Raw genomic sequence first — 24,091 nt, forward strand, 5'->3', positions numbered from 1 at the left:
GTGGTGGCCGCTCGTACGGGCCCTGGATGGACTCGACCCGTCAGCTCGCTGAGGCCCGGCGGACCATTTCGTTGATCCAGACCGGGGCGAAGGGGGAGGTGCAGCCCGGGGAGGTCGGGTAGTCCTTCAGGACCTCCAGGCGCTCGCCGATCTCGATCGCGCGGGCGCGGAGGGCAGGGTGCTCGATGCCGATCTGGGCGAGGCAGTGGTTCATCGCCCACTGGAGGCGGTCCGGGGCGTCCTTCATGTTCGTTTCGATGAGGTCGAGGAGGCCGGGGAGGTCGAGTCCCTCGGGCTTCTTCGCCACCCGGTCGGTGGTCAGCGCCCAGCCGGCGCTCGCGACGACCGGGTCCGGGTCGGTGAACCAGGTCTGGCGCAGTTCCTCGGCGTGCGGGCTCTTCTTGACGACGTAGCCGACGAGCCAGTCGTGCACCTTGGGCGTGCGGGCCTCGCGGAGCATGGTGTCGAGCTCGGCGCGGTCGTACGCCTTGGGGCGGCAGATCAGGAGGGCGAGGAGGCGGGCGGCGCTGTTGCCCGTGGCCCAGAGCTCGCGGGCGAGGTCCTGCTGCGTCTTGAGGCGTTTGGCGAGGGCGCGCAGCTTGGTGAGGTTCACGCCGTGGTCGTCTCCGTGGCGCTCGTTCACGGCAAGGATCTTCGGGTCTTCGAGGCCTGCCAGCTCGGCCATGACGGCAGTGAGCGTCGTCGTCGGTGGAGTCCCGGTCACCCGTCCGCCTCCCATTCATCGCGTATGGATTCAGGGCAGAGGTGCAGATTGTATTCGGCGGTGGCGAGCATCCTGACGATTTCGATGGGAGGCTCGCGGAGCTCGATGTCGATCACGTCGAAGGGGTCCAGGTGGTGGGTGTTGCCGTCCTGGCCCTGGGCTTCGAGTACGTAGCAGTACCCACGCGGTGACCTGGGATCGTCGGCGATGCGCCAGGCGGCGCCGTGGCGCCGGATCATCACGTCCGCGAGGTACGCGACCAGGTCGCAGCGGAACGTGATCCAGTCCGACTCCTCGAACTCGTCGAGCGGGGCCCGGTCCGCGTAGTTCTGGAGGGCGGGGATGAGGGTGGAGGGGTCGGCCGCGTACGCCTCGAGGGGCACTCCGAGCGTGTCCGCGAGGAGGCAGGCGTTCTGGTGGTTGCCGTCGTGCCATTCCCGGATGCGGGGGTCGTTGTCGTCCGTGGGCATCAGACCTCGAACTCGCCTACCCACGAACGCTTGAGGAGGTGCTCGGGCAGGTACGGGGACTCGACGTTGACGGGGATGCCGCCGTCGTAGGCGAGGCAGGTCACGGCGAGGATGCCGATCGGTACGAGGCCGTCGATGTCGTCGGCGCGTTCGGGGGTGGCCGTCCAGTACCGCTTGTGGAGTTCGAGGGATTCCAGGAGCGTGGTGTGGAAGCCTTCCTCGTCCTTCTGGAGGAACTTGTAGAACAGGTTGATCGGGGGGTAGGCCACGTGCTGGATGTAGTCGCGCCCTGCGATGACGGCGACGTCGGGGTGGGAGCGCTGGAAGGTCAGCGTCAGTTCCGGGACCAGCTCGGGGCGCTTCAGCCAGTACGCCTGGAGGGTGGCGACCCAGTGGTAGAGGTAGTCGTCGTGGTCGGCGCCCGAAGCGCGCAGCACGTCGATCGGGAGCTCGCAGAGCTCGGTCATCTTCGGCTGGTCGCGGGTGATGATCGCGTACCAGAACGCCTGGATCCAGTCCTCGGCATTCGCGTCCCACGAGGGCCCCGCCGCCGGCAGGGTGCGCATCTCGTGATGGATGCGCACTTCGGTGGTTCCTTCGGCCATACCCGCCGTGCGGAACAGCGCGCAGCCCAGCTGCGCAGCATCGACCACGGCCTCCCACGTGCCCAGCTCGGCGGCCTGCGGGTCCACCCCGAACCGGGCGTGGACGTTGAAGGTGCCGTCCTTCCATGCCGACCTGAGGCGCCGGGGCGATGAAGAAAGGGCGTCAAGGTCCTTGATCAGGTTCTCGGTGATCCTAGCGACCCAGGCGGCGCTGTCCGGCCTCGGCTCCGCATGGCCGGCAACGAAGACGGTCATCGCTTCTCCTGTCATTTGGTGAGGTCGAAACGGCGCATAGTGTATCCGGCGTAAGTTCCGGTGTTATCAGCTCCCTTGACGACGACGTAGTCGATCCGCGGGGGATCCGCCTTCAACGCTGCCTCGAGGGCTTCATACAGGTCCATTTCGCTTTGGATATCTCTTCCGCGCCTCTTCATTTGCTTGAGGATGTCCTCGAAGTACTCGCGGGTTCCCTGCGAGACACGCTTACCGCCGATCCGGCGTTCGCCCAAGTCCGTGGTGACGTGGCTCTTCGCCTCGACCACGACGTACCGGTCACCGTGCTTGTAGACCTGGTCGAACTGGTCGTTCCCGTTGGCCGGGCCGTGCAGGGTTTCTTCCTTGGCGCCGGGGAACTCCTTCGGTATCGCGTGTTCCCTGGCTATGGCCTCGCCGTACGCCTCGCTCTTCTTGGAAAGGGCCTCGTGGAGCGGCGCGTGCTCTGCCTTGGCCGCGTCGAGGGCCGCCTGGGTTTCCGCCGTGCTGTGGAGCTTGTGTGCCTTCTTGGCCTCGCCGTAGGCGTCGTGGGGACCCTTGTCGGCGGTGATGGCGTCGTGACGCTCCTTCGCTGCCTGGTCGAGCGAGTCCCGCATTTCCTTGGTGACGAGGACGTCCTTGTGGTCGACGGACTTCGCCTTGCCCAGGTAGTCCGGCGGCACCGGCGGCGGAATGTCCGACTTCGGTACCCAGACGTCGGGGGCGGTCTCCACGAGCTGCGGCGGGACCAGGCCGGTGTGGTCCGGGACGTCGGCCCGCAGGCGGTAGCCGAGCTTGTTGTAGTACTGCTTGAAGTAGGTGTCCGTCGGGTCGTTCGCCCGGTGGACCTGGTACTCCATGATCTGCCGCTTCTCGGCGTCCGTGTACTTGTGCGCGTTCTCCCGGTGGGGCGGCAGCTCGGGCCGTCCGCCGTTGCCGGGTACTGCCGGGTCGGGGCCGTCGCCGTGCCCGTGGCCCAGGTTGTCGGGGATCCCGTCGCCGCCGTGGCCGAGGTTGTCGGGGATTCCGCCGCCCTGGTGGGGGATGCCGCCGCCGTGGCCGCCGCCGGTGGACGGGGTGTCGGTGTGCGTCGCTCCGCCGCCGCCGGTGGTGGGGGTGGTGTCGGTGCCGCCGTGGCCGGGGGTGGTGTTGCCGCCGGGTTCGGTGTGGCTGTTGTGCGGCATGTTGTCCGCGGTGCCGCCCGGCGTGTGGGTCGCGCCGCCGCCCGGGGTGTGGGTGGCCGTGCCGCCCGGGGTGTGGGAGGTGACGTCCGCCGTGTGGGCGCCGACGCCGGCCGGGACCTCCTGGCGCACCGGGACTTCGGCGAGGGGGTGGTCGGGGCCCTTGGGGACGGAGGTGAGGTCCTGCTTCGGCAGGCCCTTGTGGTCCAGGAGCTGGTTCGTGGTCTTGTCGAAGTACTGCGGACGGCCCAGGGCGTCGTCCGGGAGACGGACCGTGTCGTCCGGGTGCGGGAACTTGATCCCGGGGGCGTCGGCCTTGGGGAGGTCCTTCCACACCACGTCGTCGATCTTCGGGAAGGCGCCGTCGACCTTGCCGAGGTTGGCGAACAGGTCGCCGATCTTCAGCTTGGCGAGGGAGCCGGCCTTGCCGATGTAGGTGATCGGGTCGATGAGGCGGCCGGTCTTGCCGGCCACCGAGAGGACCTTCGCGACGGCGCCGGTCTTCGCGGCGGTGCCGGCGCCGCCGGTGAAGACGGTGGTGAGGACGTTGAAGGTGACGGCGCCGGCGGCGCGGGCCGGGTTCTTGCCCCACTCGTCCCAGGCGACCAGGGCCTTGCCGGTCTCCTTCATCGCCGTGCGCGAGTCCTTCAGCCAGCCCGGGAGCTGCTTGTCGTCCGCCATCCAGAACGCCGTGCCGACACCCGGGATGGTGGTGATCGCGAGACCCGTGGCGAGTTTGGCGAGGCCGGTCCAGGCCTGGCCGGCCGCGTCCCAGCCGTCCACGCCCACCAGCGTGCCGAGGCCGCGGATGGTGCCCCAGATCCCGTCGACGATGATGCCGTCCCACACGAAGGACTTGACCCAGTAGCCGACCTCCCACGCCCGGTGGGTCTCCTCCAGCTGCGAACCCCACGGCAGGTCCTGGACCTTGTTGAGGTCATCGGCCTTGTAGCCGTACATGTTCGCGCCGTTGGAACCGTCGTTGACGGTCAAAGGGGGTGCGCAGTACAGGGCGCGGATCTTGTTCGCGCAGGTCCGCTCGGCGGCCCAGAACGCCTCGGCCGCCGCGTTGACGTCGTGGATCAGATCGTTGTTCTCATCGATCTTGTCCCCGTCGTCCTTCCAGTGCTCATCCCCGCTGATCTTGCTGGTGAAGGTCGTCGCCTTCGCCTGGAGCTCCTTCAGCCGGGCGACGATGGGGCGGGCCTCGGTGACGTACTCGCCCAGCGCCTTCGCGGCTGATTCGAGCTGGTCGGCGAAGAAGTCGCTGTCCGTCTTCACCGGCTTGGTCGTCGCGAACAGCTGCGCCGCCTCAGGGGCCGCGTAGAACGCGGACAGGCCCTGGAACTCGGAGTCCACGTTCGACCCCGCGTCGCGGAACGTGCCCGCGGCCGTGGTGATCGCCGCGTGGTCCTGCTCCAGTGCGTCCAGGTCACCCGTGAACTGCGGGATCGTGCACGGATTGATCGGTACGTGGTCGGCCACTTCTACCCCGTCCCCCGAAGTCGAGCTGCGTTCGCGAGCATCCCTGTCTACCCATCAAGTGACGCGAACACAAACGCGAATGGTTCCCGTGGGGGTCGGGGTGAGGGAGAGGTAGTCGACCGGGCGGACGCGCCATTCGGGGCGCAGGCCGCCGCGCAGGATGATGCTGAAGCCGGCGGTTTCGCCGCGGTGGAGGGCGGCGAGGGCGTGGACGCGGCCGCCGCCGTCGGCCCAGGTGAGGGCGCGGTGCACTTCCGTGGGGGAGAGGGCGAAAGGGTGTGCGGTGCGGATTGCCGCCGTGTGGTCCAGGGGAGGGCTCGCACTCGTCGCCGCCACCGCGGACGACTGGGCGGCCGTGGCTCAGGGGGACTCGGTCAAGGTGGTGTGGTTCGGCTTCGCGGCGGCAAGGGAATGAGGCCGTCCGGCCCCGCGGGGCGGGTTCCGGGCGGCCTCGTCAGCGGAGCGTCTCAGCAGGGGCGGATGTGGTAGACGGGGCTCCAGGACGCGGTGCCGGAGCCCTTGGCCACGTGCGACCAGCGCTCGCTGCCGTCGCTGTTGTAGAAGCGGGCCCGGGTGCCGGAGGTCTGGTTGTTGTTGAACGTGCCGTCGCCGATGCCGTTGAAGTCGTAGTAACCGCAGCGGTAGTAGTCGTAGTTCACGCCGCGCCCGTCCGTGATGCACAGGTGGCCGTTGTTGCAGGCCAGCGCCGTGTCCGGGGCGGCCAGGTCGCGGGTCTCGGTCTGGCCCGGGGCCCGCAGGACCACGCTGCCGCCGGCGGTGGTCAGTTTGTTCGCGGAGACCTGGCGGGCCCCCGGCTCCGACGCGAGGAACGCGTCCACCTGCTGCTGGAGTTCGGTCGCCTGCGCGGCCGTGAGGCCGGCGGCGCTGGTCTGCTGGGAGAAGGCGGTGGAGGTGGAGGCTTCGGCGGTCAGTACCGGGCCCGCTATCAGGGCCGCGGTGGCGGTCATCGTCGCGAGGATCCTGCGCGGTGACATGGGTGTTCCCCTCTTCTGCTTCGGCAGCCGGGCGACCGCTGCTCGTGGCGGCGGCCGCTGAGTCGCGGGACTCATCGTTCCGAAGTTGCGTCGCGGCATGAAGGGGGGATTCGGCCGGGTTGCCGGTCTTGTGTGGATAACTCCTGTGCGCGCCGGCCCCAGGCGGCGCAGGGGTATCCGATCAGGTGTGTGGTCAATGCATCGTTTTCGCTGGCCGGGCCGGGTTCACGCGGCTCCGTGGGCCCGGACCGGCAGATGTGGCGTAATGGCAGGGGTGCGTGTCCGCCGGCCGATCACGGCCCGCCCTGGCCGATCCGGTTGCCCGATGTGCCTGACCAGGAGACCGAGAGCGAGCGGTGGGAGGCGGCGCACGGCCTCTTCACCCGAACGGGCCCGCCTCTTCGGCGGCAGCGCGGTCCGTGCTCGCCGGACCGCATCGCCCGGTTGGTGCAGGCCGGCGGGAAAGCCGGATCAGCCGCAGGTGTAATGGCAGCAGGAAGCGAGCCGGCCGGGTCCGGGGCCCCGGGAATTTGGGAAGGGACGGCCACATGTCCACGAGTCATGAAGAGGATCCATCTCGTCACGCAGGCGAACTCTTCAGCGCCGGGAGAGCGCGGATCTTCGATGACACGGGGCAGCGGAGGCTTCACTACCACCTCCTCAGGCTGACCCTTGCCGGGCTCACGCACGAGGACGTGGAGGATCTGCGGGAGCTCGGCCGCCGGGTGTTCCAGGGCGGGGACGTCGCCGAGCAGTCGACCAGGATCAGGCAGCGGGCCGGTGCCAGCGTCCTCGCGCTGGCGATCGTGGACATCGTCGAGCGGGCCGACGACCATGACGTGCCCCGGGAGCGGGTGATGGTCGGCGCCCTTCTCGGCGCCTACACGGTCGTCGGCGGCACGTCCGTGTTCAGCGCCGTTTCGCGGGAAGACCTTCAAGCAGCAGCCGTTCTCGGCGCGGTCGGCGGTGCCCTTGCCGCATCGAGCGGCCCTCGTGTCTTCCATGTGATCGACGGAGTGGGCCTGGAGGAATACCTGGACCATCGGGATTGAGACACCGGTCCGGGCGAAGCCGTGCTCAAGGCTTCGCCCCGGCTCAGGTCTTGGACCAGACGATGAGCTTGCCGCTGACCACCGGGAGGCGCGGATCTTCGCTGACGTCGTCGAAGAGGGCCATCGTCACGTTGCCCCTGTCGGTGACGGAGCACACGGCGGCCCCCTTCACCAGGCCCCGGCTCGTCCACCGGCCGTTCCCGGCTTCCACGGGTCGAGCTCCTGTTCGGCGTCGCGGTCAGGTCACGGCCAGCCCTGGCCGATCTGGCTGCCCGACGTCGGCGACCAACCTGGCGTGCCGTTGCGGTTCAAGTCCTGGAAGAACAGCAGCGCCCCGTCGTCGCGGACGGCGTAGATGATCCCGTCCCCGCCGCTGACGATCCGCTTGACATCGCCCCAGCCTTGGCCGATCTGGTTGCCTGATGTTCCTGACCAGCCGGTGGAGCCGTCGGGGGCGTTGGTTCCGTCGCGCTTCAGGTCCTGGAAGAACAGGAGGCGGCCGTCCTGGTGGACGACGTAGAGGGTTCCGTTGCCGCCGCTGGTGATGAGTCTGGCGCTGTCCCAGCCTTGGCCGATTTGGCTTCCTGATGTTCCTGACCAGCCGGTGGAGCCGTCCGGGGCGTTGGTTCCGTCGCGCTTCAGGTCCTGGAAGAACAGGAGGCGGCCGTCGTGGCGGACGACGTAGAGGGTTCCGTTGCCGCCGCTGGTGATGAGTCTGGCGCTGTCCCAGCCTTGGCCGATCTGGTTGCCTGACGTCGCTGACCAGCCGGTGGAGCCGTCCGGGGCGTTCGTTCCGTCGCGCCTCAGGTCCTGGAAGAACAAGAGACGGCCGTCCTGGTGGACGTCGTACAGGGCTCCGTTGCCGCCGCCGGCGAGGAGTCTGGCGCTGTCCCAGCCCTGGCCGATCTGGCTTCCTGATGTTCCTGACCAGCCACTGGAGCCGTCGGGGGAGTTCGTCCCGTCGCGCCTCAGGTCCTGGAGGAACAGCAGACGGCCGTCTTCGTGACCGCTGTAGAGGACTCCTTTGTCACCGGAGGCGAGCTGGGCGAATCCCATGACGAACTCCAAACGCCGGGGTCGATGGACACCTGCTCTCTACCGGACGGGCCGTGGCAGGAAACGCGTTTCACCCGAAGCCCGCAAGGACGGCGGCTTCTTCACCCGGACGGGTCAGACGGCGGCTGTGGCCACCGTGCCCGTGACCGGGGCCGTGATCCCCGGTCACGGTGGCGGCGGATCCATCGATCTTTCGGGCGGTCTCAGAGGACGGCCACCGGGGCCACCGGGGTGCCGGTGCCGCCGACGAAAGGTTCCGGCATCGCCGACAGGAGGAAGGAGTGCCGGCCGGCTTCCGCACAGGCTGTGGACAGTTCCTCCAGGTTCCAGTTCTGGCCCTGGTGCATGCCCATCTCGACCAGGTCGAGCGCGTGCACCGGAAGCCACAGGTTCTCGATCTCCGGCGGGAAGATCTCGAAGGTCAGGGTGTCGTTCGCGACGGCCGCCACGTCCCGCGCGTGGAACCACTCCGGGGTGTGGACGGAGAGGCCGGGCGAGGGGAACCCGTAGCCGTGCTTGTCGCCCGCCAGGTAGGCCTGGATCTGGCCGGTGCGGACGAGGACGACGTCGCCCGCGCGGACGGTGACGCGGCCGAACTCCTCCGCCTCCGCCAGGTCCCCGGGGGTGACCGCGTGGTCCCCCGGGAGGCGGTCCAGGCCCTTGGCGCGGGCCACGTCCAGCAGGACCCCGCGCGAGACGATGTGCCGGGCCTTGTCGATGCCGCTGAACTCCGCGCGCCCGTGCGCGGTGATCGTGGAGGCCGGGCGGCCGTTGTAGATGCGGCCCGAGTGCGAGACGTGCGTGAGGGCGTCCCAGTGGGTGGCCGACTGGAGGCCCATCGTCACGGCGTCGTCGCTGCACGCCACCGTGCCCGGGCCGAAGAGCTCCTGGTTGATCTGGACCATGGTGTGGAGGGGGTTGACCCGGCCCGGGATGAGGCCCGCCTGCACCCCGTCCTCCTTGAGCGGGAGGGCGAGCGGGATCCGGCGGCCCGTGCGGATCTCCGCGGCCGCCGCCCGGACGACCTCGTCGGTGATCAGGTTCAGGGTGCCGGTCTCGTCGTCGGCACCCCAGCGGCCCCAGTTGTTGATCCGCTTGGCGATCTCGTGGAACTCGGGAGGGAGGGTCACCGGCCATCAGCTCCTAGGACGCAGGGCTTGTGTGAAGGGATCTGACTGGTCATAGAATCTAACGGTCCGTCAGAAAACACGGGAAGGGGTCGGCCGTGGGGAACTTCTTGGCAGGAAAGGTGGTCGCCGTCACCGGCGCGGGCCGGGGCATCGGCCGGGCGGTGGCGCTCGCCGCCGCCGCCGAGGGCGCCAAGGTCGTCGTCAACGACTACGGGGTCGGCATCGAGGGCGGCGAGCCCACCAGCGAGGTCGCGGAGAACGTGGTCAAGGAGATCCAGGCCGCCGGCGGCGAGGCGGTCGCCGTCGCGGACGACATCTCCACCATGGCGGGCGGCCAGCGCATCGTGGACACCGCCCTCGCCGAGTACGGGCGCGTCGACGGCGTCGTCTGCGTGGCGGGGATCCTGCGCGAGCGGATGCTGTTCAACATGTCCGAGGAGGAGTGGGACCCCGTCGTCGCCACCCACCTCAAGGGCACGTTCACCGTCTTCCGCGCCGCCTCCGCCGTCATGCGCCGGCAGGGCTCCGGCACGCTCATCGGCTTCACCAGCGGCAACCACACCGGATCCGTCGCCCAGGCCAACTACAGCGCCGCCAAAGGCGGGATCATCTCCCTCGTTCGCAGCGCCGCCCTCGGCCTCAACAAGTACGGGGTCACCGCCAACGCCGTCGCGCCCGTCGCCCGGACCCGGATGTCCGCCAACGTGCCGATGGAGCTGAAGGAGATCGGCGACCCCGAGGACGTCGCCGCGCTCGTGACCTACCTGCTCAGCGACCGCGCCAAGGCCGAGAACATCACCGGGCAGGTCTACACGATCGCCGGCCCCAAGATCGCCGTCTGGGCCCAGCCGCGCGAACTCCGCGCCGGCTACGCCGAGGGCGCCTGGACCCCCGAGAAGATCGCCGACTTCCTCCCCGGGACCGTCGGCACCGACCCGATGCCGATGCTCGCCCAGCTCGACGCCATGGCCAAGGCCGCCGCCGCCAAGGACCGGCCCAACGCCTGAGAGGGAGGGGAGCGGCGTGGACTTCGGCTTCGGCGCGGAGGACGAGGAACTGCGGGCCCGTGCCCGCGCGTGGCTCACCGGGCACCTCGTCGGCCCGTACGCGCAGGCGGTCGGCCTCGGCGGACCGGGCAGCGAGCACGAAGGGGTGGAGGCCCGCCGCGACTGGGAACGGGAGCTGGGCCGCGGCGGCTGGATCGGCCAGGGCTGGGAGGAGGAGGGCTACGGCAACCGGCGGCTCTCCCTCACCGGGCAGGTGGTGTGGGCCGAGGAGTACGCGGCCCTGCGCGCCCCCGCCCGGGTCGGCCACATCGGGGAGAACCTCCTGGCCCCCACCCTGATCGCCTACGGCAGCAGCGAGCAGAAGGACCGCTTCCTGCCCGCGATCGCCCGCGGCGAGGAGCTGTGGTGCCAGGGCTACAGCGAACCCGGCGCCGGATCCGACCTCGCCGGGGTGCGCACCGCGGCCGTACGGGACCCGGCGGACGGGCTGCTGCGCGTCACCGGGCAGAAGATCTGGACCTCCCTGGCCCGCGAGGCCGACTGGTGCTTCGTCCTGGCCCGCACCGAAGCCGGCTCCCGCCGCCACCGGGGGCTGTCCTTCCTCCTCGTGCGCATGGACCAGCCCGGCCGCGTCGAGGTCCGCCCGATCCGGCAGATGTCCGGGACGGCGGAGTTCAACGAGGTCTTCTTCGACGGGGCCGTGGCGCAGGAGGTCGTCGGCGGCGAGGGCAACGGCTGGGCCGTCGCCATGGGCCTGCTCGCCCTGGAACGCGGCGTCTCCACCCTCGTGCAGCAGATCGGCTTCGCCGCCGAACTGGAGCGCGTGGTCAAGGCGTACGCGGCCTCGGGCGCCCCGGACCCGGTCCTGCGCGAGCGCCTCGTACGGCAGTGGGCGGAGCTGCGCACCATGCGCTGGAACGCCCTGCGCACCCTCGGGGCGGCGGGCGGCCCCGGCGCGCCCAGCGTGACGAAGCTGCTGTGGGGAGGGTGGCACCGGCGGCTCGGGGAACTGGCCGTCCAGGTGCGGGGCGCGGCCGCGGCGGCCGGGCCGGGGCTCTGGGCGCAGGGGGACCCGTACGAACTCGGGCTCGACGAGGAACAGCGCCTCTTCCTGTTCACCCGGGCCGACACGATCTACGGCGGCTCGGACGAGATCCAGCGGAACATCATCGCCGAGCGGGTGCTCGGCCTGCCTAAGGAGCCCAGGTGAGAGGCGTCGTGTTCGACGGCAAGCAGGCCCAGGTGGTCGGGGACCTGGAGATCCGGGATCCGGGGCCGGGGGAGGTGCTGGTCGCGATAGCGGCGGCCGGGCTGTGCCACAGCGACCTGTCGGTGATCGACGGGACGATCCCGTTCCCGCCGCCGGTGGTGCTCGGGCACGAGGGTGCCGGTGTGGTGGAGGCGGTGGGGGCGGGGGTGACGCACGTGGCGCCCGGCGACCACGTGGCGCTGTCGACCCTCGCGAACTGCGGGGCGTGCGCGGACTGCGACCGGGGCCGGCCGACGATGTGCCGCAAGGCGATCGGGATGCCGGACCGGCCCTTCTCGCGGGCCGGGCAGCCGCTGTTCCAGTTCGCGTCGAACTCGGCGTTCGCGGAGCGGACCCTCGTCAAGGCCGTGCAGGCGGTGAAGATCCCCGAGGACATCCCGCTGACCTCGGCCGCGCTGATCGGCTGCGGGGTGCTCACCGGCGTGGGCGCGGTGCTGAACCGGGCGAAGGTGGGCCTCGGGGAGAGCGTCGTGGTCATCGGCACCGGCGGCATCGGGCTCAACGTCATCCAGGGCGCCCGGATCGCGGGCGCGTCGGTCGTCGTGGCGGTGGACGCGAACCCGGCGAAGGAGGCGGTGGCCCGGCAGTTCGGCGCCACCCACTTCGTGGACGCCTCGGCCGTGGCCGACACCTCGGCGGCGGTCCGGGAGGTCCTGCCCACGGGCGCGGACCACGCCTTCGAGTGCGTGGGCAACGTCAGGCTGATCCGGCAGGCGGTCGACCTCCTCGACCGGCACGGGCAGGCGGTGCTGCTCGGGGTGCCGGGCTTCAAGGAGGAGGCGTCCTTCCTGGTGTCCTCCATGTACCTGGACAAGACGATCATGGGCTGCCGGTACGGGTCCTCGCGCCCGCAGCGCGACATCGCCCTCTACGCCGAGCTGTACCGGCAGGGGAAGCTGCTGCTGGACGAGCTGGTGACCGAGGTCTACCCGGTGGAGGACTTCGCCAAGGCCGTGGACGACGCCCACCACGGGCGGGTCGCGCGCGGGGTGCTCACGTTCTGATCCGGGTGGCCGGGTGGCCCGGCGTGCGTACGGAGTCCTGTGCGCGCCGGGCCGTCCAGGCCGGCGCCGGCGGGCCCGGACCGCGGCCCCGGCGCTCCCCGCCATCGGCCACCCGCTGGTGCCCGTCCACCGGGTGCGCCCCGGCCCGTACGTGTTCCCCGTGGCCCCGCCCCGACGCCGACCGCAGGACTGCGGCCGGTCGGGCAGGGCGGGTCAGTCGGCCAGGCGGGCGAAGCGGCCCTTGTGGAAGAGGAGCGGGCCGCCCTCGCCGGCGGCGCCCATGGCCTCGACCCGGCCGACCACGATGAGGTGGTCCCCGCCGGTGTGGACGGCGTGGATCCGGCAGTCGATCCAGGCCGGTACGTCGTCCAGCTGCGGGGATCCGGTGGCGGGGGCGGGCCGGTGGGAGACCCCGGCGAACTTGTCGGCGCCGCTGACCGCGAAGGCCCGGCACAGCTCGCCCTGTCCGGCTCCGAGGATGTTGACGCAGAACACCCCGGCGCGGGCGATCCGCGGCCAGGTGGTCGACGTGCGGGCCACCATGAAGGTGACCAGGGGCGGGTCCAGGGAGAGCGAGGCGAAGGACTGGCAGGCGAAGCCGGCCGGGCCCTCCTCGCCCTCGGCGGCCGGGGCGGTGATGACCGTGACCCCGCTCGCGAAGTTGCCCAGTACGGCCCGGAACTCGGCGGGGCCGACGGGGGCGCGCTCGTCCTCGCCGACGGCCCGGAGGTCGGGGCGGGGCAGAGCGTCGACGTGTCCGGCGGAGGTGGGGGAGCCGGCTGACCTGAGGTATCGGACGACGGTGGCCGCCATCCCTGCGTGTCCCATCACCTTCCCGATTGAAGCTGACGGTTCGTCAGATGGGAAGGGGTGCGGGGGTGGAGCCGGGGTCGGGGTGTAGGGTGCGAGCGTATTGAACGTGTTCAAGTGGGGTGGGTGGGGCGCGATGGCGTACGCCGTACGGGTGCGCGGGCGGGGGCCGCAGGTGCGCGAGCCGGCGAGCGTGTGGAACCGCGAGCTGCCCGGGGCCCTGGCCCTGGCGGCCGGGCAGCCACTGCTGCTGCTGGTGGCCTCCGTGCTCCACACCGCCCGGGAGGGGTACGACGGCGCCAGCGGCGGAGCTTTCGGGATCATGGTCCTGCTCTGTGTGGCCCCCCTGCTGTTCCCGCTGCTGGGGCTGCTCCACACCGCGCTGTTCGCGCTCCCCGTCACGGCCGCGGCCCGGGCCCTCGGCCGGCGCACCGGCCTGCCCGCCGCCGGGGCGGCCGTCCTGCTGGGCGCGGCCCTCGCGGCGCTCTACGCGGCCGAGGGGTGGCGGCGCGGGCTGCCCTTCGGGGCGACCTGGGCGTGGGTGGCCGGGCTGGCGGTGCTGCCGGTGGCGGGGGCGCTGTACGCGCGGGCACGGGACACGGGCCCGGCGCAGACGCTCGCGCGCGGCGCCGCCGTGACCGTGGCCCTCCTGCTGGTGCTGCTGCTCTTCGGGGCCGGGTTCCTGCTCGGCGGCTGAGGACCGGCCGCACCCCCCGAACGGGTGAATCCGTCGGGGCCCGTGCGGACGTACGCCGTGCCGTGCACGAGGGGTGGGCATGGTGGCCAGCGACCGTGTCGCCCCACCCGCTGGAGGAACCCATGCTCGGCACCGCCTTCCGTACCGGATCGCCCAACTGGCTCGACCTCGGGAGCCCCGACACCGACGCGGCCGCCGCCTTCTACCGGTCGGTCTTCGGCTGGGAGTTCGTCTCCGCAGGGCCCGAGGCGGGCGGGTACGGGTTCTTCAAGCTGGACGGGAAGACCGTGGCCGGGCTCGGTCCGCTCACCCAGGAGGGCGCGCGGTCGGCGTGGATGGTGCACTTCCAGAGCCCCGACATGCAGGCCACGGCCGAGGCGGTGCGCGCCGGGGGCGGACGGGTGCGGATGGAGCCCATGGACGTCATGGGCGAGGGCTGGCTGGCCCAGTTCACCGACCCGCAGGGCGCGGAGTTCGCCTCCTGGCAGCCCGGGAAGACCGGCGGGCTGGAGGCCGCCTCCGAGGTGAACACGCTGGTGTGGGCGGAGCTCCACGTACCGGACCCGGTCGCCGCGATCCGCTTCTACGCCGGGGTGTTCGGCTGGCGGTACATCGAGATGGAGGCGCCGGGGATGACGTACCGGGTGCTGAGCATCGGCGACGGGGACCAGGAGGAGGGGTCCTTCGGCGGGGTGGCCCCGCAGGGCGAGGGCGCGGGCGGCGCCTCGACGATGGTCCCGCGCTGGGTGCCGTACTTCCAGGTGGCGGACGTCGACGCCACCGTCACGGCCATCGAGGAGAACGGCGGCGCGGTGCTGATGCCGGCCGCCGACATGCCGGACGTCGGCCGGATCGCCTGGGCCTCCGACCCGGCCGGAGCGGTGTTCGCCCTGCTCAAGCCCGCCCCCCGGATGTAGCCCGCCGCCGTGCGTGACCGGGGTCCGGCCGGCGGGGCGTGCGCCCCGCCTGCCGGACCGGTTCAGCTGGTCACTGCTGCCTCATGGGTGATCGATTTCAGTCGTCCGGGGCAGGCCTCAGCGCCCCAGGTACTTCGGGGTGCGGCGCTCCACGAAGCTCGCCACGCCCTCGTTCGCGTCGGCGGTGGTCATGTTGAGCTCCTGGGCGGTGGCCTCGGCGGCCAGCGCGGTGGCGCGGTCGCTGTCGAGGGAGGCGTTGACCAGCTGCTTCGTGAGCGCGAGGGCACGGGTGGGGCCCTGCGCGAGCCGCTCGGCCCAGTCGCGGGCGGCGGCCTCCAGCCCGTCGGCGGGGACCACCTTGTTGACCAGGCCGAGCCGGGCCGCCTCGGCGGCGGGGACGGCGTCGCCGAAGAACATCAGCTCCTTGGCCTTCTGCGGGCCGAGGAGCCGGGGCAGGAGGTAGGCGCCTGCCCCGTCGGGGACGAGGCCGCGGCGGACGAACACCTCGATGAAGCGGGCGGTGTCGGAGGCGATGACGAGGTCGCAGGCGAGGGCGAGGTGCGCGCCGATGCCGGCGGCGGTGCCGTTGACGGCGGCGATGACGGGTTTCTCGCAGTCGAGGACGGCGGTGATCAGGCGCTGGGCGCCGAGGCGGATCATGCGGGCCACGTCGCCGGCGACGCGCTCGCCGGAGGCGTTCCCTCCCCGGAGGTCGGCGCCGGCGCAGAACCCCTTGCCGGTGGCGGTGACGACGACGGCCCGGACGCCGGGGTCGGCGGAGGCGGCGTCGAGCAGCGCGATGACGCGCTCGCGCTGGTCCCAGGTGAGGGCGTTCATGGCGTCGGGCCGGTTGAGGGTGATCCAGCTGACGCCGGCGTCCGTGCGGTGCAGGATCTCGTCCACGGGGTGCGTGCTCCTGTTCGGGGGCGGGGGCCGAGGCGGGCGGGGGCCGAGGCGGGCGGGCGGCGGCGGGCGGCGGGCGGACGCCGCCCCGGGACGCGCCGGTCAGCGGCATATGGCCAGTGCGTCCAGGGCCACCGCCCCCTGCCCGCGGGGCAGGACCATCAGGGGGTTGATGTCCAGCTCGGAGAGGTCGTCGCCCAGTTCCAGCGCCATCCGCTGGACCCGCAGGACGACCTCCACCAGCGCGTCCACGTCCGCCGGCGGTGCGCCCCGTACGCCTTCCAGCAGTGCGTGCCCGCGCAGTTCGCGGAGCATCGTGCGGGCCTGGTCCTCCCCGAAGGGGGGTACGCGCACCGCCGCGTCGCGCAGGACCTCCACCAGGACGCCGCCGAGGCCGACGGTGACGGTGGGGCCGAAGAGGGGGTCCTGGGTGACGCCGACGACCATCTCGACGCCGCGTTCGATCATCTGGCAGACCAGGATCCCGTCCAGCGGGACGTTCTCGTAGCGGGCTATGTCCGTCAGCTCGCGGTACGCGTCGCGGATCTGGCTGGCCGAGGTGAGGCCGACCTTGACCAGGCCGAGTTCCGTCTTGTGGGCCAGCTGCGGGCCCGAGGCCTTCATGACCACCGGGTAGCCGACGAGCCCCGCCGCGCGGACCGCCGCCGCCGCGCTGGTCACCAGCTGCTCGCGCGGTACGCGGATCCCGTACGCCCGCAGCAGCTGCTTGGCGGCGTGTTCGCTGAGCTGCTGCCCGGGCCGCATCAGGGCCTGGGCCTTGCGGTGGGAGGGGGACGGGGTGCGGGGGGCCTCGGCGAAGGGGGAGCGGTAGGAGGCCGTGAAGCGGTGGTGTTCGAGGTAGGCGCGGACGGCGGTGATGCAGTTGCCGAAGGTGCGGAAGGTGGCCACGCGGGAGGAGCCGAGGAGGGTGGTGCGGTAGGCCTCCTCGGTGCCGACGGGGGAGCCCCAGATGACGCAGACCAGCTTGTCGGTGGCTTCGGCGGCGTCGACCAGGTCCTGCGCGAGCTTGTCGCTCATCGGGGGGAAGGGGCCGGTGATCGGGCAGATCAGGACGCCTACGGAGGGGTCGGCGAGGATCGCGTCGATGATCTTGCGGCCGCGCCAGTCGCCCACGGGGTGGCCGCCGTTGTCGACGGGGTTGGCGACGTTGAGGTAGGAGGGGATCCACTGGTGGAGTTCGGCCTGTTTGGAGTCCGGGAGGGTCGGCAGGGTGAGGCCCGCCTCGGTGGCCAGGTCGGAGAAGTGGGCGCCGGTGCCGCCGGAGATGGAGTACACGACGACCCCGTCGGCCCGCGGCGGCCGGGCCCGGGCCAGGAGGGCGGCGGTGTCCTGGAGTTCGTCCAGCCCGTCGACCCGGATGACCCCGAACTGCCGCATGGCGGCGTCCACGACGGTGTCGGCCCCGGTGAGCTTGCCGGTGTGGGAGGCGGCCATGCGGGCGCCGGTCTCGGTGCGGCCGACCTTGACCGCGACGACCGGGACCTTGTTGCGGGCGGCGCGGTCGGCCGCCAGGAGGAAGGAGCGGCCGTCCTTGAGGCCTTCGACGTAGCAGGCGATGGCCCCGACCTCGGGCCGCTCGGCGAAGTAGGAGATGAAGTCGGAGGTTTCGAGATCGGCCTCGTTGCCCGTGGGGGCCCAGTGGGAGAGGCGGATGCCGAGCTCCTGGAGGGTGTAGACGGGCCGGCCCTGGTGCCCGGACTGGGTGATGAGGGCGATGGCGGGGCCGTCGAGGTCGTCGCGGAACTTCTCGAAGGCGTTGAGGTTGGTGTTCGGGCCGAGCAGGCGCAGCCCGGAGCGGCGCACGGCGGCGGCCAGGCGGGCCTGGGCCGCGGCGCCCGCGTCGCCCGTCTCGGCGAAGCCGGAGGCGAAGGCGACGGCGAACTTGACCTTGGTGTCGGCCAGTTCCTCGATGACGGGGATCGGGTCGGCGACGAGGAGCACCGCGAGGTCGACCTGTTCGGGCAGCTCGGCCACCGAGGCGTGGCAGGGCAGTCCGAAGACGGCGGTGCGGGTCGGGTGCACGGGGTGGACGCGGGCGCCGACGCGTTCGGCCCAGGCGATGAGCTGCCGGGTGATGCCGGTGTTGGGCCTGCCTTCGGCGTCGGAGGCGCCGATGACCGCCACGGACTCGGGCCGGAAGAACCGGTCCAGGTCGGGCACGTCGGAGTGCAGGGGCCGTCCGCTGACGTCCAGGGCGTCCGAGTCCTCGGGTGTCGCCGTGGAGTGGACGGCCGTCCTGGGGGTCTCCCCGCAGGCCTCGACGCGTGCGCGGAAGTCGGTGGTGAGGGTGCCGTGAGTAGATCCAAGCATCGCTTCGCCCGCCCTGCTCGATGAGTCCATAGCTGACGCGTAGTCAGATTACTGAACTGACGCGCCGTCAGGAACAGGGATGCGCAGGAAAGGTGGTGGAGGTGGTGTGCTTGAACGGTGGCAGAGGTGTTCGCTTCGGTACAGAGGGGATTTCGGCCCTCTAGGACAGGGCCCTGGCTATGCGCACGGCGTCCAGGGAAAGCTCGCGGAGCATGCCGCTGATCGGGTTCGTGTACCCGGTGAAGTACAGCCCCGGCGCGTTGCGCGGCGCGCGGGCGCCGTGCGCGATCGGGCGGCCGCGCTCGTCCAGTACGTCCAGGTGGCCCACCAGCCCCTCCAGCCCGCGCCGGTAGCCCGTCGCCGCCACCACCGCGTCCGGGGTGATCCGCGTACCGTCGGCCAGGACCACCTCGTCGCCGTCGAAGCCGGTCACGGCGGCCACCGGCTCCACCCGGCCCCCGCGCACGGCCTTGATCAGGCCGACGTCCTGCACCGGCACCGCCCCCTCCAGGACCCTGCTGTACAGGCCCGGCGCCGGGCGCGGCAGACCGTACGCCGACAGGTCCGGGACGGCCTTGGCGGCGAGCGCCCCCAGCCGGTCCACCAGCCGCACCGGCAGCCTGCGCACCAGGATCCCCGTGCGCTGCGCCGGCCAGCCCAGGGTGGAGCGGCGCACGATGTGCGGGGCGGTGCGCACGGCGAGCCGCACCCGCGCGGCACCGCCCTCGGCGAGGTCCGCGGCTATCTCCGCGCCGGTGTTGCCGACGCCGACGACGAGCACGTCCCGCCCGGCGTACGGGGCCGGGTTCCGGTAGTCGCGGGCGTGCAGCAGCCGCCCGGTGTACGCCTCGCGGCCCGGCCAGTCGGGCACCGCCGGGGTGTGGTTGTAGCCGGTCGCCACCACCACCGCGCGGGCCGCGAGCAGCCGGCCGCCCGAGGCGTGCAGGGTCCAGCCCTCCCCGTCGGCGGCGCGCTCGATCCGGGTCACCTCGACACCGGTCACCAGCTCCAGCTCGTGGAACTCGGCGTACTTCTCCAGGTACCGGACCACGTCGGCCCGCGCGACCCAGCGTCCGAAGCGGCGCGGGATCGCCAGCCCGGGCAGGCCCGACAGCCGCCGGGTGGTGTGCAGCCGCAGCCGCTCGTAGTGGCCGCGCCACGAGGCGCCGACCGCGCCGGTCCGCTCGACGACCACCGCGCGCACCCCGCGGGCGCGCAGTGCGGCGGCGACGGCGAGGCCGCCGGGGCCCGCGCCGATCACGTACACGGGGCGGGGTTCGGTGGAGGTCAGGTCGGGCTCGGGCATGGCCAGTGAGCGTATCGACACCCAGTGTTGATGGGTCTCGGACGAGGAGGGAATCGATTGCGGATCGATCACGGGCGGCGGGCCGCACCGGCGCGGCCCGCCGCCAGGGCGGCGCGGATGGTGTCAAAGTGGGACATCCGGCCCCGTGTCCGGCCCCGTGTCCGGCCCTGGAGAGGAGTGCGTGCGTGATGTGGCAGCCCGACGGGTGGGACGTGCGCGTCCGCCTCGGAGTCCTCACCCCCCACGCCGACGTCGGCCCCGAGTCGGAGCTGCGCGCCATGGCCCCGGCGGACGTGGGCCTGCACGCCGCCCGGGTCCCGTTCGCCGCGATGGGCCCCGGCGGCGCGATGGGCCTCACCGTGCCGCTCGCCCCCGTCCGGGCCTTCGCCGAGCCGCCGCACGTGGACGACGCCGTCGAGCTGCTGGCCGCCGCGCCGGTGGCGGCGATCGCGTACGCCTTCACCAGCTCCGCGTACGTGATCGGCGCGCGCGGGGAGGCGTACATGCGGGAGCGGCTGACCGAGCGCGCCGGCGGCCTGCCCGTGGTCGCCACCTGCGCCGCCGCCGTCGAGGCGCTGCGCGCCCTCGGGGCCGAGCGGCTCGCGCTGGTCGATCCGCCGTGGTTCGACGCCACCCTGAGCGACCTGGGGCGGGGCTACTACGAGGAGACCGGGTTCGAGGTCGCGTACGCGGCCCCGTGCGGGCTGCCCAGCGGGCAGGCGCTGATCCGGCCGGAGGCCCTGTACGGGTGGGTGCTGGAGCAGGTACCCGACGCGGCGCAGGCGGTGGTGGTCGGCGGCAACGGCTTCCGGGCGGCCGGGGTGATCGAGGCCCTGGAGGCGGAGCTGGAGCGGCCGGTGCTGACCGCGAACCAGGTGCTGCTGTGGGCCGCCCTGCGCGCGGCGGGCGAGCCGGTGGACGGGGTCCGGGGGTACGGGCGGCTGTTCTCGATCCCCTGAGCCGGGGCCCTTGCGGGATCGCCGCCGATCCGCTGAACTGACGTACCGTCAGATCGAGTGGGTGGAGGGGTGGACCGTGCAGACCGTCTGGCTCACCGGCGCCGAATGGCTCGCCGTGCTGCGGATAGGCCTCGGCCTGTGGTGGCTGGAGAGCTGGCGGCACAAGGACAAGAAGGGCTGGTTCGAACGCGGCACCGGCATCGCCTGGGCCGCCGACGTCGCCGGCAAGCACCGCTGGGGCTTCGTCAAGGGCGGCTTCGAGAAGGTCGTCCAGCCCCGGCCGCGGCTGATGGCGTACGTCGTCGTCTACGCCGAACTCGCCCTCGGGCTGGGCCTCGTACTCGGCTTCCTCACCCCGGTCGCCCTGGTCGGCGGCCTGCTGCTGAACGTGCTCTACCTGGTCCTGATGATCCACGACTGGGCCGAGCAGGGCCAGAACTCGATGATGGCCCTCATCTCCCTCGTCGCGCTCGGCGCGATGTCCTGGCAGACCTGGTCCCTCGACGCGACGACCGGACTCTTCCTGTGAGCGCCGCACGGTACGACCTGCCCGAGACGGACGAGTTCACCCGCCCCTACTGGGACGCGGCGGCCGGGGGCCGTCTCCTGCTGCGCCGCTGCGCCGACTGCGGGCGCGCCCACCACTACCCGCGCGAGTTCTGCCCCTCCTGCTGGGCCGGCGAGGACCGCGTCGCCTGGGAGGAGGCGAGCGGCCGCGCCACCCTCTACACCTGGTCCGTCGTCCACCGCAACGACCTCCCGCCCTTCGGTACCCGCGTCCCCTACGCGGCGGCCGTCGTCGACCTCGCGGAGGGGCCCCGGATGATGACCGAGGTCGTCGACTGCCCGTACGAGGACCTCCGCATCGGCATGCCCCTGCGCGCCACCTTCCGCGAGGCGGCGGAGGGGGTGTGGGTGCCGGTCTTCCGCCCGGACGGCGACACCCCCTAGGGCCTGTCCGACCCTGATCCGCCGGACACCCCCTAAGGCCAGAGCAGCTCCCGCACCCAGGCGTCCGCGCCGCCGTCCGCCCGGCGGTAGCGCAGGCGGACGTGCCGGCGCGCGGTGTCGCCCTGGAAGAACTCCGCCTCGGCGGGCTCCAGTACGTACCGCGTCCAGGTCGGCGCCGGCGCGTCCGGCTCCGCCGCGGCCCGCTCCCACGCGGCCGCCGAGGCCCGCGCCAGCTCCTCGGCGGAGCCCAGCACCTCGCTCTGCCGGCCGGTCAGCGCGGCCGCCAGCGCCCCGCGCGAACGCACCGCCAGGTCCGCCCGGCTCTCCTCGGGCCCACACGCCACGACCCGGCCCCGGACGCGCACCTGCCGCGCCACGGACGGCCAGTAGAAGACCAGCGCCGCGTCCGCCCGGCCCGCCAGCTGGCGGCCCTTGGCGCTGGTGGAGTGCGAGGCGAAGTGCCAGCCCCGCTCGTCGGCGTCGTGCAGCATCAGCACGCGCGCGTCGGGCCGCCCCTCGGCGTCCACCGTCGCCAGGCTCATCGTGTGCGGCTCCGGCTGTCCCGCCCGCGCGGCGTGCAGGAACCACTCCCGGAACAGTTCCACCGGCGTACCGGGGGCGTCCCCCGGATCGAAGCCGGGGAGCGGGACGTCCCACACCCGCAGGGAGTGCAGGACCTCGTGGAACTCGCTGCTGCCGCTGCCGCTGCCGCTGCCGCTGCCGTCGCCGTCGTTCGTCATGCGGCCCAGGCTAAGAGGTCGGGCGCCGGCGCGGTACAAGATCGCCGCACACCCTTGTATCCCACTGGAGGTATACATACCATCAGGGGTATGCCACGGGGGCGGGGATTCTGTGAGGTGGTCTCTTCATGACGTACTGGTTCAGGCGGGCCACCAGGTTGAGGCACCGTCACTACGGGACCGTGGTCGAAGGGGCCGCCGTCGCCGTCGTGATCACCGCCCTGCTGGTCACCTCCGGGACGCCGGCCGGGCAGGCCGCATCCCTGGTCGGGCAGTTCCTGATGTTCGTCCCGACCGTGATGCAGATCCGGCACCGGTGGGGGCCGCCCTGTGCGGAGTGTGTCCGGGTGATGCCGCTCAACCCGGCCGAGTCGGCCCGGGAGCCCGGCGGGACGCGCCGGGCGTTGCGGGCGTTCCACGCCGGGACCGCGACGCTCCCGAGGTTCTTCCTGGGCGTCGCCGTGTCCCTCGCGCTCCTGGTCCTGGGCGCCGGTCCCGTCTACGCCATGCTCGGGATGGACGGCGCCGCGGCGCGGGCCAACGTCTTCCTCAGCCTCGGGCTCGCCTTCACCGCGACCGTGAACTGGCTGACACGGACGCACAACCGCCTGGGGCCGTGGTGCCCGTACTGCGACGACGACGGCGACGAGGACGGCGACGAGGAGCCGGCCGGGGACCCCGTCGACGGACGGGGCCGGCCCGCGCCGGTATAGGCCGGGCTCCTCAGATCCAGCCGTGGTCGCGGGCCAGGAGGGCCGCCTGGAAGCGGTTCGTCGCCCCGAGGCGCTGCATCAGGTCCGCCACGTACTTGCGGTACGTGCGGACGGAGACGCCCACCTCGCGGGCCCCGGTCTCGTCCTTCTCCGCCTGGTACATGGTGGCCAGCACCTTGCGCTCGATCTCGCTCAGCCCGCCCTCCGGCCCCTGCCGGGCCGCGACCGCCTCCGCCAGCGGCACCGAGTCCGACCACATCCGCTCGAACAGCGACACCAGGTTCGCCACCAGCCCCGTCTCGCGGATCACCAGCGCGCCCAGGCGCGGGTTCTGCGGGTCGATCGGGGTCAGCGCCGCCGCCCGGTCGAAGACCAGCATCCGCTCCAGCGGCTTGTCCGAGATCCGGATGTCCGCCCCCATCGCCGAGATCTCCTGGAGGTAGGCCAGCGTCGGGGCGTCCTCCACCGCCGCCGGGCGCATGATGGTGCGCATCTTGATGCCCCGCCGCAGGATCCGGGCGTCCAGCGGCCGGGACGCCTCGATGCTGGCCGCGCTCAGAGCCCCGTGCGGCTGCGTGGTCAGCCCCTCCTCCCGGGTGAAGAAGGTCAGCTCGTCGATCACCGCCCGGACGTTGGGCGTCCCCTCCACCCGCTCGATGGCCGGCCGCTCCGACGCCTCGCGCGCGGCCGGGCGTACCGCGTCCCGCTCGGCCAGCAGCGACTCCACCACACGCTGTTCGGCCGCCACCCGCCGCAGCTCCTCCTGGAGCTCCCGCAGCCGCAGGTCGATCAGCCGCTGCACCGCGATCGCGGGCGGGGCCGGGCGGATGCTGCCGTTGTCGGCCAGGGAGGTCAGCTCCATCGACTCCAGCCGCGCCAGCCACTCCTCCACCTCGTCCACCGGCGCCCCGAGGTGTTCGGCCAGTACGGGGGGCGTGCCCTCCGTGAGGCGGAGCAGGCATCTGTACAGGTCTTCGTCCTCGGCTGACATCCCCAAGTGGACGAGGCTTCCGGCGTGCATGGTTCCCCCTTGTGGTGGTGCTCCGTGTGGTCAGCACGGTGGGCTGATCATACGAACGCGGGCACCGGCTGACCATGGGTAACGGAAGCGTTCCCACCGGTCTTGGTTCCAGCATCCGTGCAGCTTGTTGCACACACCGACGCAGGAAGCTGCGTCCGGAAACGCTCGAAAGCGAGTCCACCGAACGGCAGTCTTATCCATGTCGGAACAACGGCGATCCACACAGGGGGAAACGATGAAGAAGAACCAGCTCGGCGGGCGCACCCGAATCGCCTCGCTCATCGCGGGATTCGCGGTCGCGGCCGGACTGACCTTCTCCGGTCCTTTCATCCACCCGCCGGCCCAGGACCAGCTCACCGCGTCCGGCCACGCGGCCGAAAAGGCCCGCTGCTTCCTCTCCGTGGTGGAACTCGACGAGACCGACTTCACGAAGTGCGGGCCCAAGCCGAAGCCGCCCGTCGACCGGCGCGAAACCTTCGACTGGGTTTAACGCGACAGCCACGCAACCGAGA

27 protein-coding genes are annotated in these 24,091 nt (G+C 72.1%); 12 read left to right on the forward strand and 15 right to left on the reverse strand.

Going from position 1 to position 24,091, the window contains the following annotated elements; translation table 11 throughout:
• Positions 1-40: 40 nt before the first annotated feature.
• Genes ACZ518_RS29570 through ACZ518_RS29590 form a run of 5 tightly spaced genes read right to left on the reverse strand, consistent with a single transcriptional unit; the run spans position 41 to position 4,969 of the window.
• The gene (locus ACZ518_RS29570; protein ID WP_469116076.1) at positions 41-685 is read right to left on the reverse strand and encodes a DNA alkylation repair protein; all 645 of its coding nucleotides are present in this window, start codon (positions 683-685) and stop codon (positions 41-43) included.
• A 35-nt stretch (positions 686-720) separates the two neighbouring features.
• The gene (locus ACZ518_RS29575; RefSeq protein ID WP_469116077.1) at positions 721-1,194 is read right to left on the reverse strand and encodes a hypothetical protein; all 474 of its coding nucleotides are present in this window, start codon (positions 1,192-1,194) and stop codon (positions 721-723) included.
• Positions 1,194-2,054 carry an immunity 49 family protein gene (locus ACZ518_RS29580; protein WP_469116078.1) on the reverse strand — a complete coding sequence of 287 codons (861 nt, stop codon included), beginning with the start codon at positions 2,052-2,054 and terminating at the stop codon, positions 1,194-1,196. The genes ACZ518_RS29575 and ACZ518_RS29580 overlap by 1 nt, the downstream gene beginning before the upstream one ends.
• A gap of 11 nt (positions 2,055-2,065) precedes the next feature.
• Complete coding sequence (locus ACZ518_RS29585; RefSeq protein ID WP_469116079.1) at positions 2,066-4,717, reverse strand: hypothetical protein; 2,652 nt, start codon at positions 4,715-4,717, stop codon at positions 2,066-2,068.
• Between the two features lie 54 nt (positions 4,718-4,771).
• Complete coding sequence (locus tag ACZ518_RS29590) at positions 4,772-4,969, reverse strand: hypothetical protein (RefSeq protein WP_469116080.1); 198 nt, start codon at positions 4,967-4,969, stop codon at positions 4,772-4,774.
• Between the two features lie 31 nt (positions 4,970-5,000).
• Between ACZ518_RS29590 and ACZ518_RS29595 the strand changes: the two genes are divergently transcribed.
• Positions 5,001-5,132, forward strand: a complete 132-nt coding sequence (locus ACZ518_RS29595; RefSeq protein ID WP_469116081.1) for a hypothetical protein — start codon at positions 5,001-5,003, stop codon at positions 5,130-5,132.
• Positions 5,133-5,184: 52 nt separating this feature from the next.
• Here the strand turns inward: ACZ518_RS29595 and ACZ518_RS29600 are convergent, their stop codons facing one another.
• A complete protein-coding gene (locus ACZ518_RS29600) occupies positions 5,185-5,712 on the reverse strand; it encodes a hypothetical protein (protein ID WP_469116082.1) in 528 nt (175 codons plus the stop codon).
• Between the two features lie 548 nt (positions 5,713-6,260).
• Between ACZ518_RS29600 and ACZ518_RS29605 the strand changes: the two genes are divergently transcribed.
• Positions 6,261-6,764 (forward strand): hypothetical protein, encoded by a 504-nt coding sequence (locus tag ACZ518_RS29605; RefSeq protein WP_469116083.1) that lies wholly within the window; start codon positions 6,261-6,263, stop codon positions 6,762-6,764.
• Between the two features lie 43 nt (positions 6,765-6,807).
• Here the strand turns inward: ACZ518_RS29605 and ACZ518_RS29610 are convergent, their stop codons facing one another.
• The 3 genes from ACZ518_RS29610 to ACZ518_RS29620 all read right to left on the reverse strand — a co-directional run bounded on the left by ACZ518_RS29610 (position 6,808) and on the right by ACZ518_RS29620 (position 8,950).
• Positions 6,808-6,975, reverse strand: a complete 168-nt coding sequence (locus ACZ518_RS29610; RefSeq protein ID WP_469116084.1) for a hypothetical protein — start codon at positions 6,973-6,975, stop codon at positions 6,808-6,810.
• A 32-nt stretch (positions 6,976-7,007) separates the two neighbouring features.
• A complete protein-coding gene (locus ACZ518_RS29615) occupies positions 7,008-7,820 on the reverse strand; it encodes a tachylectin-related carbohydrate-binding protein (RefSeq protein ID WP_469116085.1) in 813 nt (270 codons plus the stop codon).
• 203 nt (positions 7,821-8,023) lie between these two features.
• Positions 8,024-8,950 carry a cyclase family protein gene (locus ACZ518_RS29620; RefSeq protein WP_469116086.1) on the reverse strand — a complete coding sequence of 309 codons (927 nt, stop codon included), beginning with the start codon at positions 8,948-8,950 and terminating at the stop codon, positions 8,024-8,026.
• Positions 8,951-9,045: 95 nt separating this feature from the next.
• Here ACZ518_RS29620 and ACZ518_RS29625 point away from each other — a divergent pair, with 95 nt between their 5' ends.
• Genes ACZ518_RS29625 through ACZ518_RS29635 form a run of 3 tightly spaced genes read left to right on the forward strand, consistent with a single transcriptional unit; the run spans position 9,046 to position 12,231 of the window.
• Positions 9,046-9,957 carry an SDR family NAD(P)-dependent oxidoreductase gene (locus tag ACZ518_RS29625; protein ID WP_469116087.1) on the forward strand — a complete coding sequence of 304 codons (912 nt, stop codon included), beginning with the start codon at positions 9,046-9,048 and terminating at the stop codon, positions 9,955-9,957.
• Positions 9,958-9,973: 16 nt separating this feature from the next.
• Entirely contained in the window at positions 9,974-11,167 is a 1,194-nt protein-coding gene (locus tag ACZ518_RS29630) for an acyl-CoA dehydrogenase family protein (protein ID WP_469116088.1), read from the forward strand.
• On the forward strand, positions 11,164-12,231 hold the full coding sequence (locus ACZ518_RS29635) for a Zn-dependent alcohol dehydrogenase (RefSeq protein WP_469116089.1): 1,068 nt from the start codon (positions 11,164-11,166) through the stop codon (positions 12,229-12,231). The genes ACZ518_RS29630 and ACZ518_RS29635 overlap by 4 nt, the downstream gene beginning before the upstream one ends.
• Positions 12,232-12,444: 213 nt before the next feature.
• Here the strand turns inward: ACZ518_RS29635 and ACZ518_RS29640 are convergent, their stop codons facing one another.
• Complete coding sequence (locus ACZ518_RS29640) at positions 12,445-13,059, reverse strand: flavin reductase family protein (protein ID WP_469116221.1); 615 nt, start codon at positions 13,057-13,059, stop codon at positions 12,445-12,447.
• 91 nt (positions 13,060-13,150) lie between these two features.
• Here ACZ518_RS29640 and ACZ518_RS29645 point away from each other — a divergent pair, with 91 nt between their 5' ends.
• Positions 13,151-13,738, forward strand: a complete 588-nt coding sequence (locus ACZ518_RS29645) for a hypothetical protein (RefSeq protein ID WP_469116090.1) — start codon at positions 13,151-13,153, stop codon at positions 13,736-13,738.
• 122 nt (positions 13,739-13,860) lie between these two features.
• Positions 13,861-14,655 (forward strand): VOC family protein, encoded by a 795-nt coding sequence (locus ACZ518_RS29650; protein ID WP_469116222.1) that lies wholly within the window; start codon positions 13,861-13,863, stop codon positions 14,653-14,655.
• A 117-nt stretch (positions 14,656-14,772) separates the two neighbouring features.
• Here ACZ518_RS29650 and ACZ518_RS29655 read toward each other — a convergent pair whose 3' ends face one another.
• From ACZ518_RS29655 to ACZ518_RS29665, 3 genes are all read right to left on the reverse strand, one after another.
• Positions 14,773-15,492 carry an enoyl-CoA hydratase/isomerase family protein gene (locus ACZ518_RS29655; protein ID WP_469116223.1) on the reverse strand — a complete coding sequence of 240 codons (720 nt, stop codon included), beginning with the start codon at positions 15,490-15,492 and terminating at the stop codon, positions 14,773-14,775.
• Between the two features lie 168 nt (positions 15,493-15,660).
• Positions 15,661-17,889 (reverse strand): acetate--CoA ligase family protein, encoded by a 2,229-nt coding sequence (locus tag ACZ518_RS29660; RefSeq protein ID WP_469116091.1) that lies wholly within the window; start codon positions 17,887-17,889, stop codon positions 15,661-15,663.
• A 160-nt stretch (positions 17,890-18,049) separates the two neighbouring features.
• Positions 18,050-19,195, reverse strand: coding sequence for a flavin-containing monooxygenase (locus ACZ518_RS29665; RefSeq protein WP_469116092.1), 1,146 nt, complete (start codon positions 19,193-19,195; stop codon positions 18,050-18,052).
• Between the two features lie 188 nt (positions 19,196-19,383).
• On the opposite strand from ACZ518_RS29665, the gene ACZ518_RS29670 reads away from it, so the two are divergent.
• From ACZ518_RS29670 to ACZ518_RS29680, 3 genes are all read left to right on the forward strand, one after another.
• Positions 19,384-20,154 (forward strand): maleate cis-trans isomerase family protein, encoded by a 771-nt coding sequence (locus ACZ518_RS29670; protein WP_469116093.1) that lies wholly within the window; start codon positions 19,384-19,386, stop codon positions 20,152-20,154.
• Positions 20,155-20,230: 76 nt separating this feature from the next.
• Entirely contained in the window at positions 20,231-20,683 is a 453-nt protein-coding gene (locus tag ACZ518_RS29675; RefSeq protein ID WP_469116094.1) for a DoxX family membrane protein, read from the forward strand.
• Positions 20,680-21,105, forward strand: a complete 426-nt coding sequence (locus ACZ518_RS29680; RefSeq protein ID WP_469116095.1) for a Zn-ribbon domain-containing OB-fold protein — start codon at positions 20,680-20,682, stop codon at positions 21,103-21,105. Before ACZ518_RS29675 ends, ACZ518_RS29680 begins: the two co-directional genes overlap by 4 nt.
• Positions 21,106-21,137: 32 nt before the next feature.
• Here the strand turns inward: ACZ518_RS29680 and ACZ518_RS29685 are convergent, their stop codons facing one another.
• Positions 21,138-21,845: a pyridoxal 5'-phosphate synthase gene (locus ACZ518_RS29685; protein WP_469116096.1), complete on the reverse strand. Its 708-nt coding sequence runs from the start codon at positions 21,843-21,845 to the stop codon at positions 21,138-21,140.
• A 128-nt stretch (positions 21,846-21,973) separates the two neighbouring features.
• On the opposite strand from ACZ518_RS29685, the gene ACZ518_RS29690 reads away from it, so the two are divergent.
• Positions 21,974-22,558 carry a hypothetical protein gene (locus tag ACZ518_RS29690; RefSeq protein WP_469116097.1) on the forward strand — a complete coding sequence of 195 codons (585 nt, stop codon included), beginning with the start codon at positions 21,974-21,976 and terminating at the stop codon, positions 22,556-22,558.
• Positions 22,559-22,568: 10 nt separating this feature from the next.
• On the opposite strand, the gene ACZ518_RS29695 is transcribed toward ACZ518_RS29690, so the two are convergent.
• Complete coding sequence (locus tag ACZ518_RS29695) at positions 22,569-23,579, reverse strand: LuxR C-terminal-related transcriptional regulator (RefSeq protein WP_469116098.1); 1,011 nt, start codon at positions 23,577-23,579, stop codon at positions 22,569-22,571.
• A 235-nt stretch (positions 23,580-23,814) separates the two neighbouring features.
• On the opposite strand from ACZ518_RS29695, the gene ACZ518_RS29700 reads away from it, so the two are divergent.
• Positions 23,815-24,069, forward strand: a complete 255-nt coding sequence (locus tag ACZ518_RS29700) for a hypothetical protein (protein WP_469116099.1) — start codon at positions 23,815-23,817, stop codon at positions 24,067-24,069.
• The last annotated feature ends 22 nt before the right edge of the window (positions 24,070-24,091 follow it).

This window comes from Streptomyces sp. NPDC033966 (assembly GCF_055575955.1).

Coding starts and splice junctions, on each gene's coding strand:
- ACZ518_RS29580 (WP_469116078.1), bottom strand. CDS start 2,054: ATGACCGTCTTCGTTGCCGGCCATGCGGAGCCGAGGCCGGACAGCGCC.
- ACZ518_RS29600 (WP_469116082.1), bottom strand. CDS start 5,712: ATGTCACCGCGCAGGATCCTCGCGACGATGACCGCCACCGCGGCCCTG.
- ACZ518_RS29690 (WP_469116097.1), top strand. CDS start 21,974: ATGACGTACTGGTTCAGGCGGGCCACCAGGTTGAGGCACCGTCACTAC.
- ACZ518_RS29665 (WP_469116092.1), bottom strand. CDS start 19,195: ATGCCCGAGCCCGACCTGACCTCCACCGAACCCCGCCCCGTGTACGTG.
- ACZ518_RS29700 (WP_469116099.1), top strand. CDS start 23,815: ATGAAGAAGAACCAGCTCGGCGGGCGCACCCGAATCGCCTCGCTCATC.
- ACZ518_RS29605 (WP_469116083.1), top strand. CDS start 6,261: ATGTCCACGAGTCATGAAGAGGATCCATCTCGTCACGCAGGCGAACTC.
- ACZ518_RS29670 (WP_469116093.1), top strand. CDS start 19,384: ATGTGGCAGCCCGACGGGTGGGACGTGCGCGTCCGCCTCGGAGTCCTC.
- ACZ518_RS29685 (WP_469116096.1), bottom strand. CDS start 21,845: ATGACGAACGACGGCGACGGCAGCGGCAGCGGCAGCGGCAGCGGCAGC.
- ACZ518_RS29650 (WP_469116222.1), top strand. CDS start 13,861: ATGCTCGGCACCGCCTTCCGTACCGGATCGCCCAACTGGCTCGACCTC.
- ACZ518_RS29695 (WP_469116098.1), bottom strand. CDS start 23,579: ATGCACGCCGGAAGCCTCGTCCACTTGGGGATGTCAGCCGAGGACGAA.
- ACZ518_RS29660 (WP_469116091.1), bottom strand. CDS start 17,889: ATGCTTGGATCTACTCACGGCACCCTCACCACCGACTTCCGCGCACGC.
- ACZ518_RS29655 (WP_469116223.1), bottom strand. CDS start 15,492: ATGAACGCCCTCACCTGGGACCAGCGCGAGCGCGTCATCGCGCTGCTC.
- ACZ518_RS29570 (WP_469116076.1), bottom strand. CDS start 685: ATGGCCGAGCTGGCAGGCCTCGAAGACCCGAAGATCCTTGCCGTGAAC.
- ACZ518_RS29640 (WP_469116221.1), bottom strand. CDS start 13,059: ATGGGACACGCAGGGATGGCGGCCACCGTCGTCCGATACCTCAGGTCA.
- ACZ518_RS29575 (WP_469116077.1), bottom strand. CDS start 1,194: ATGCCCACGGACGACAACGACCCCCGCATCCGGGAATGGCACGACGGC.
- ACZ518_RS29615 (WP_469116085.1), bottom strand. CDS start 7,820: ATGGGATTCGCCCAGCTCGCCTCCGGTGACAAAGGAGTCCTCTACAGC.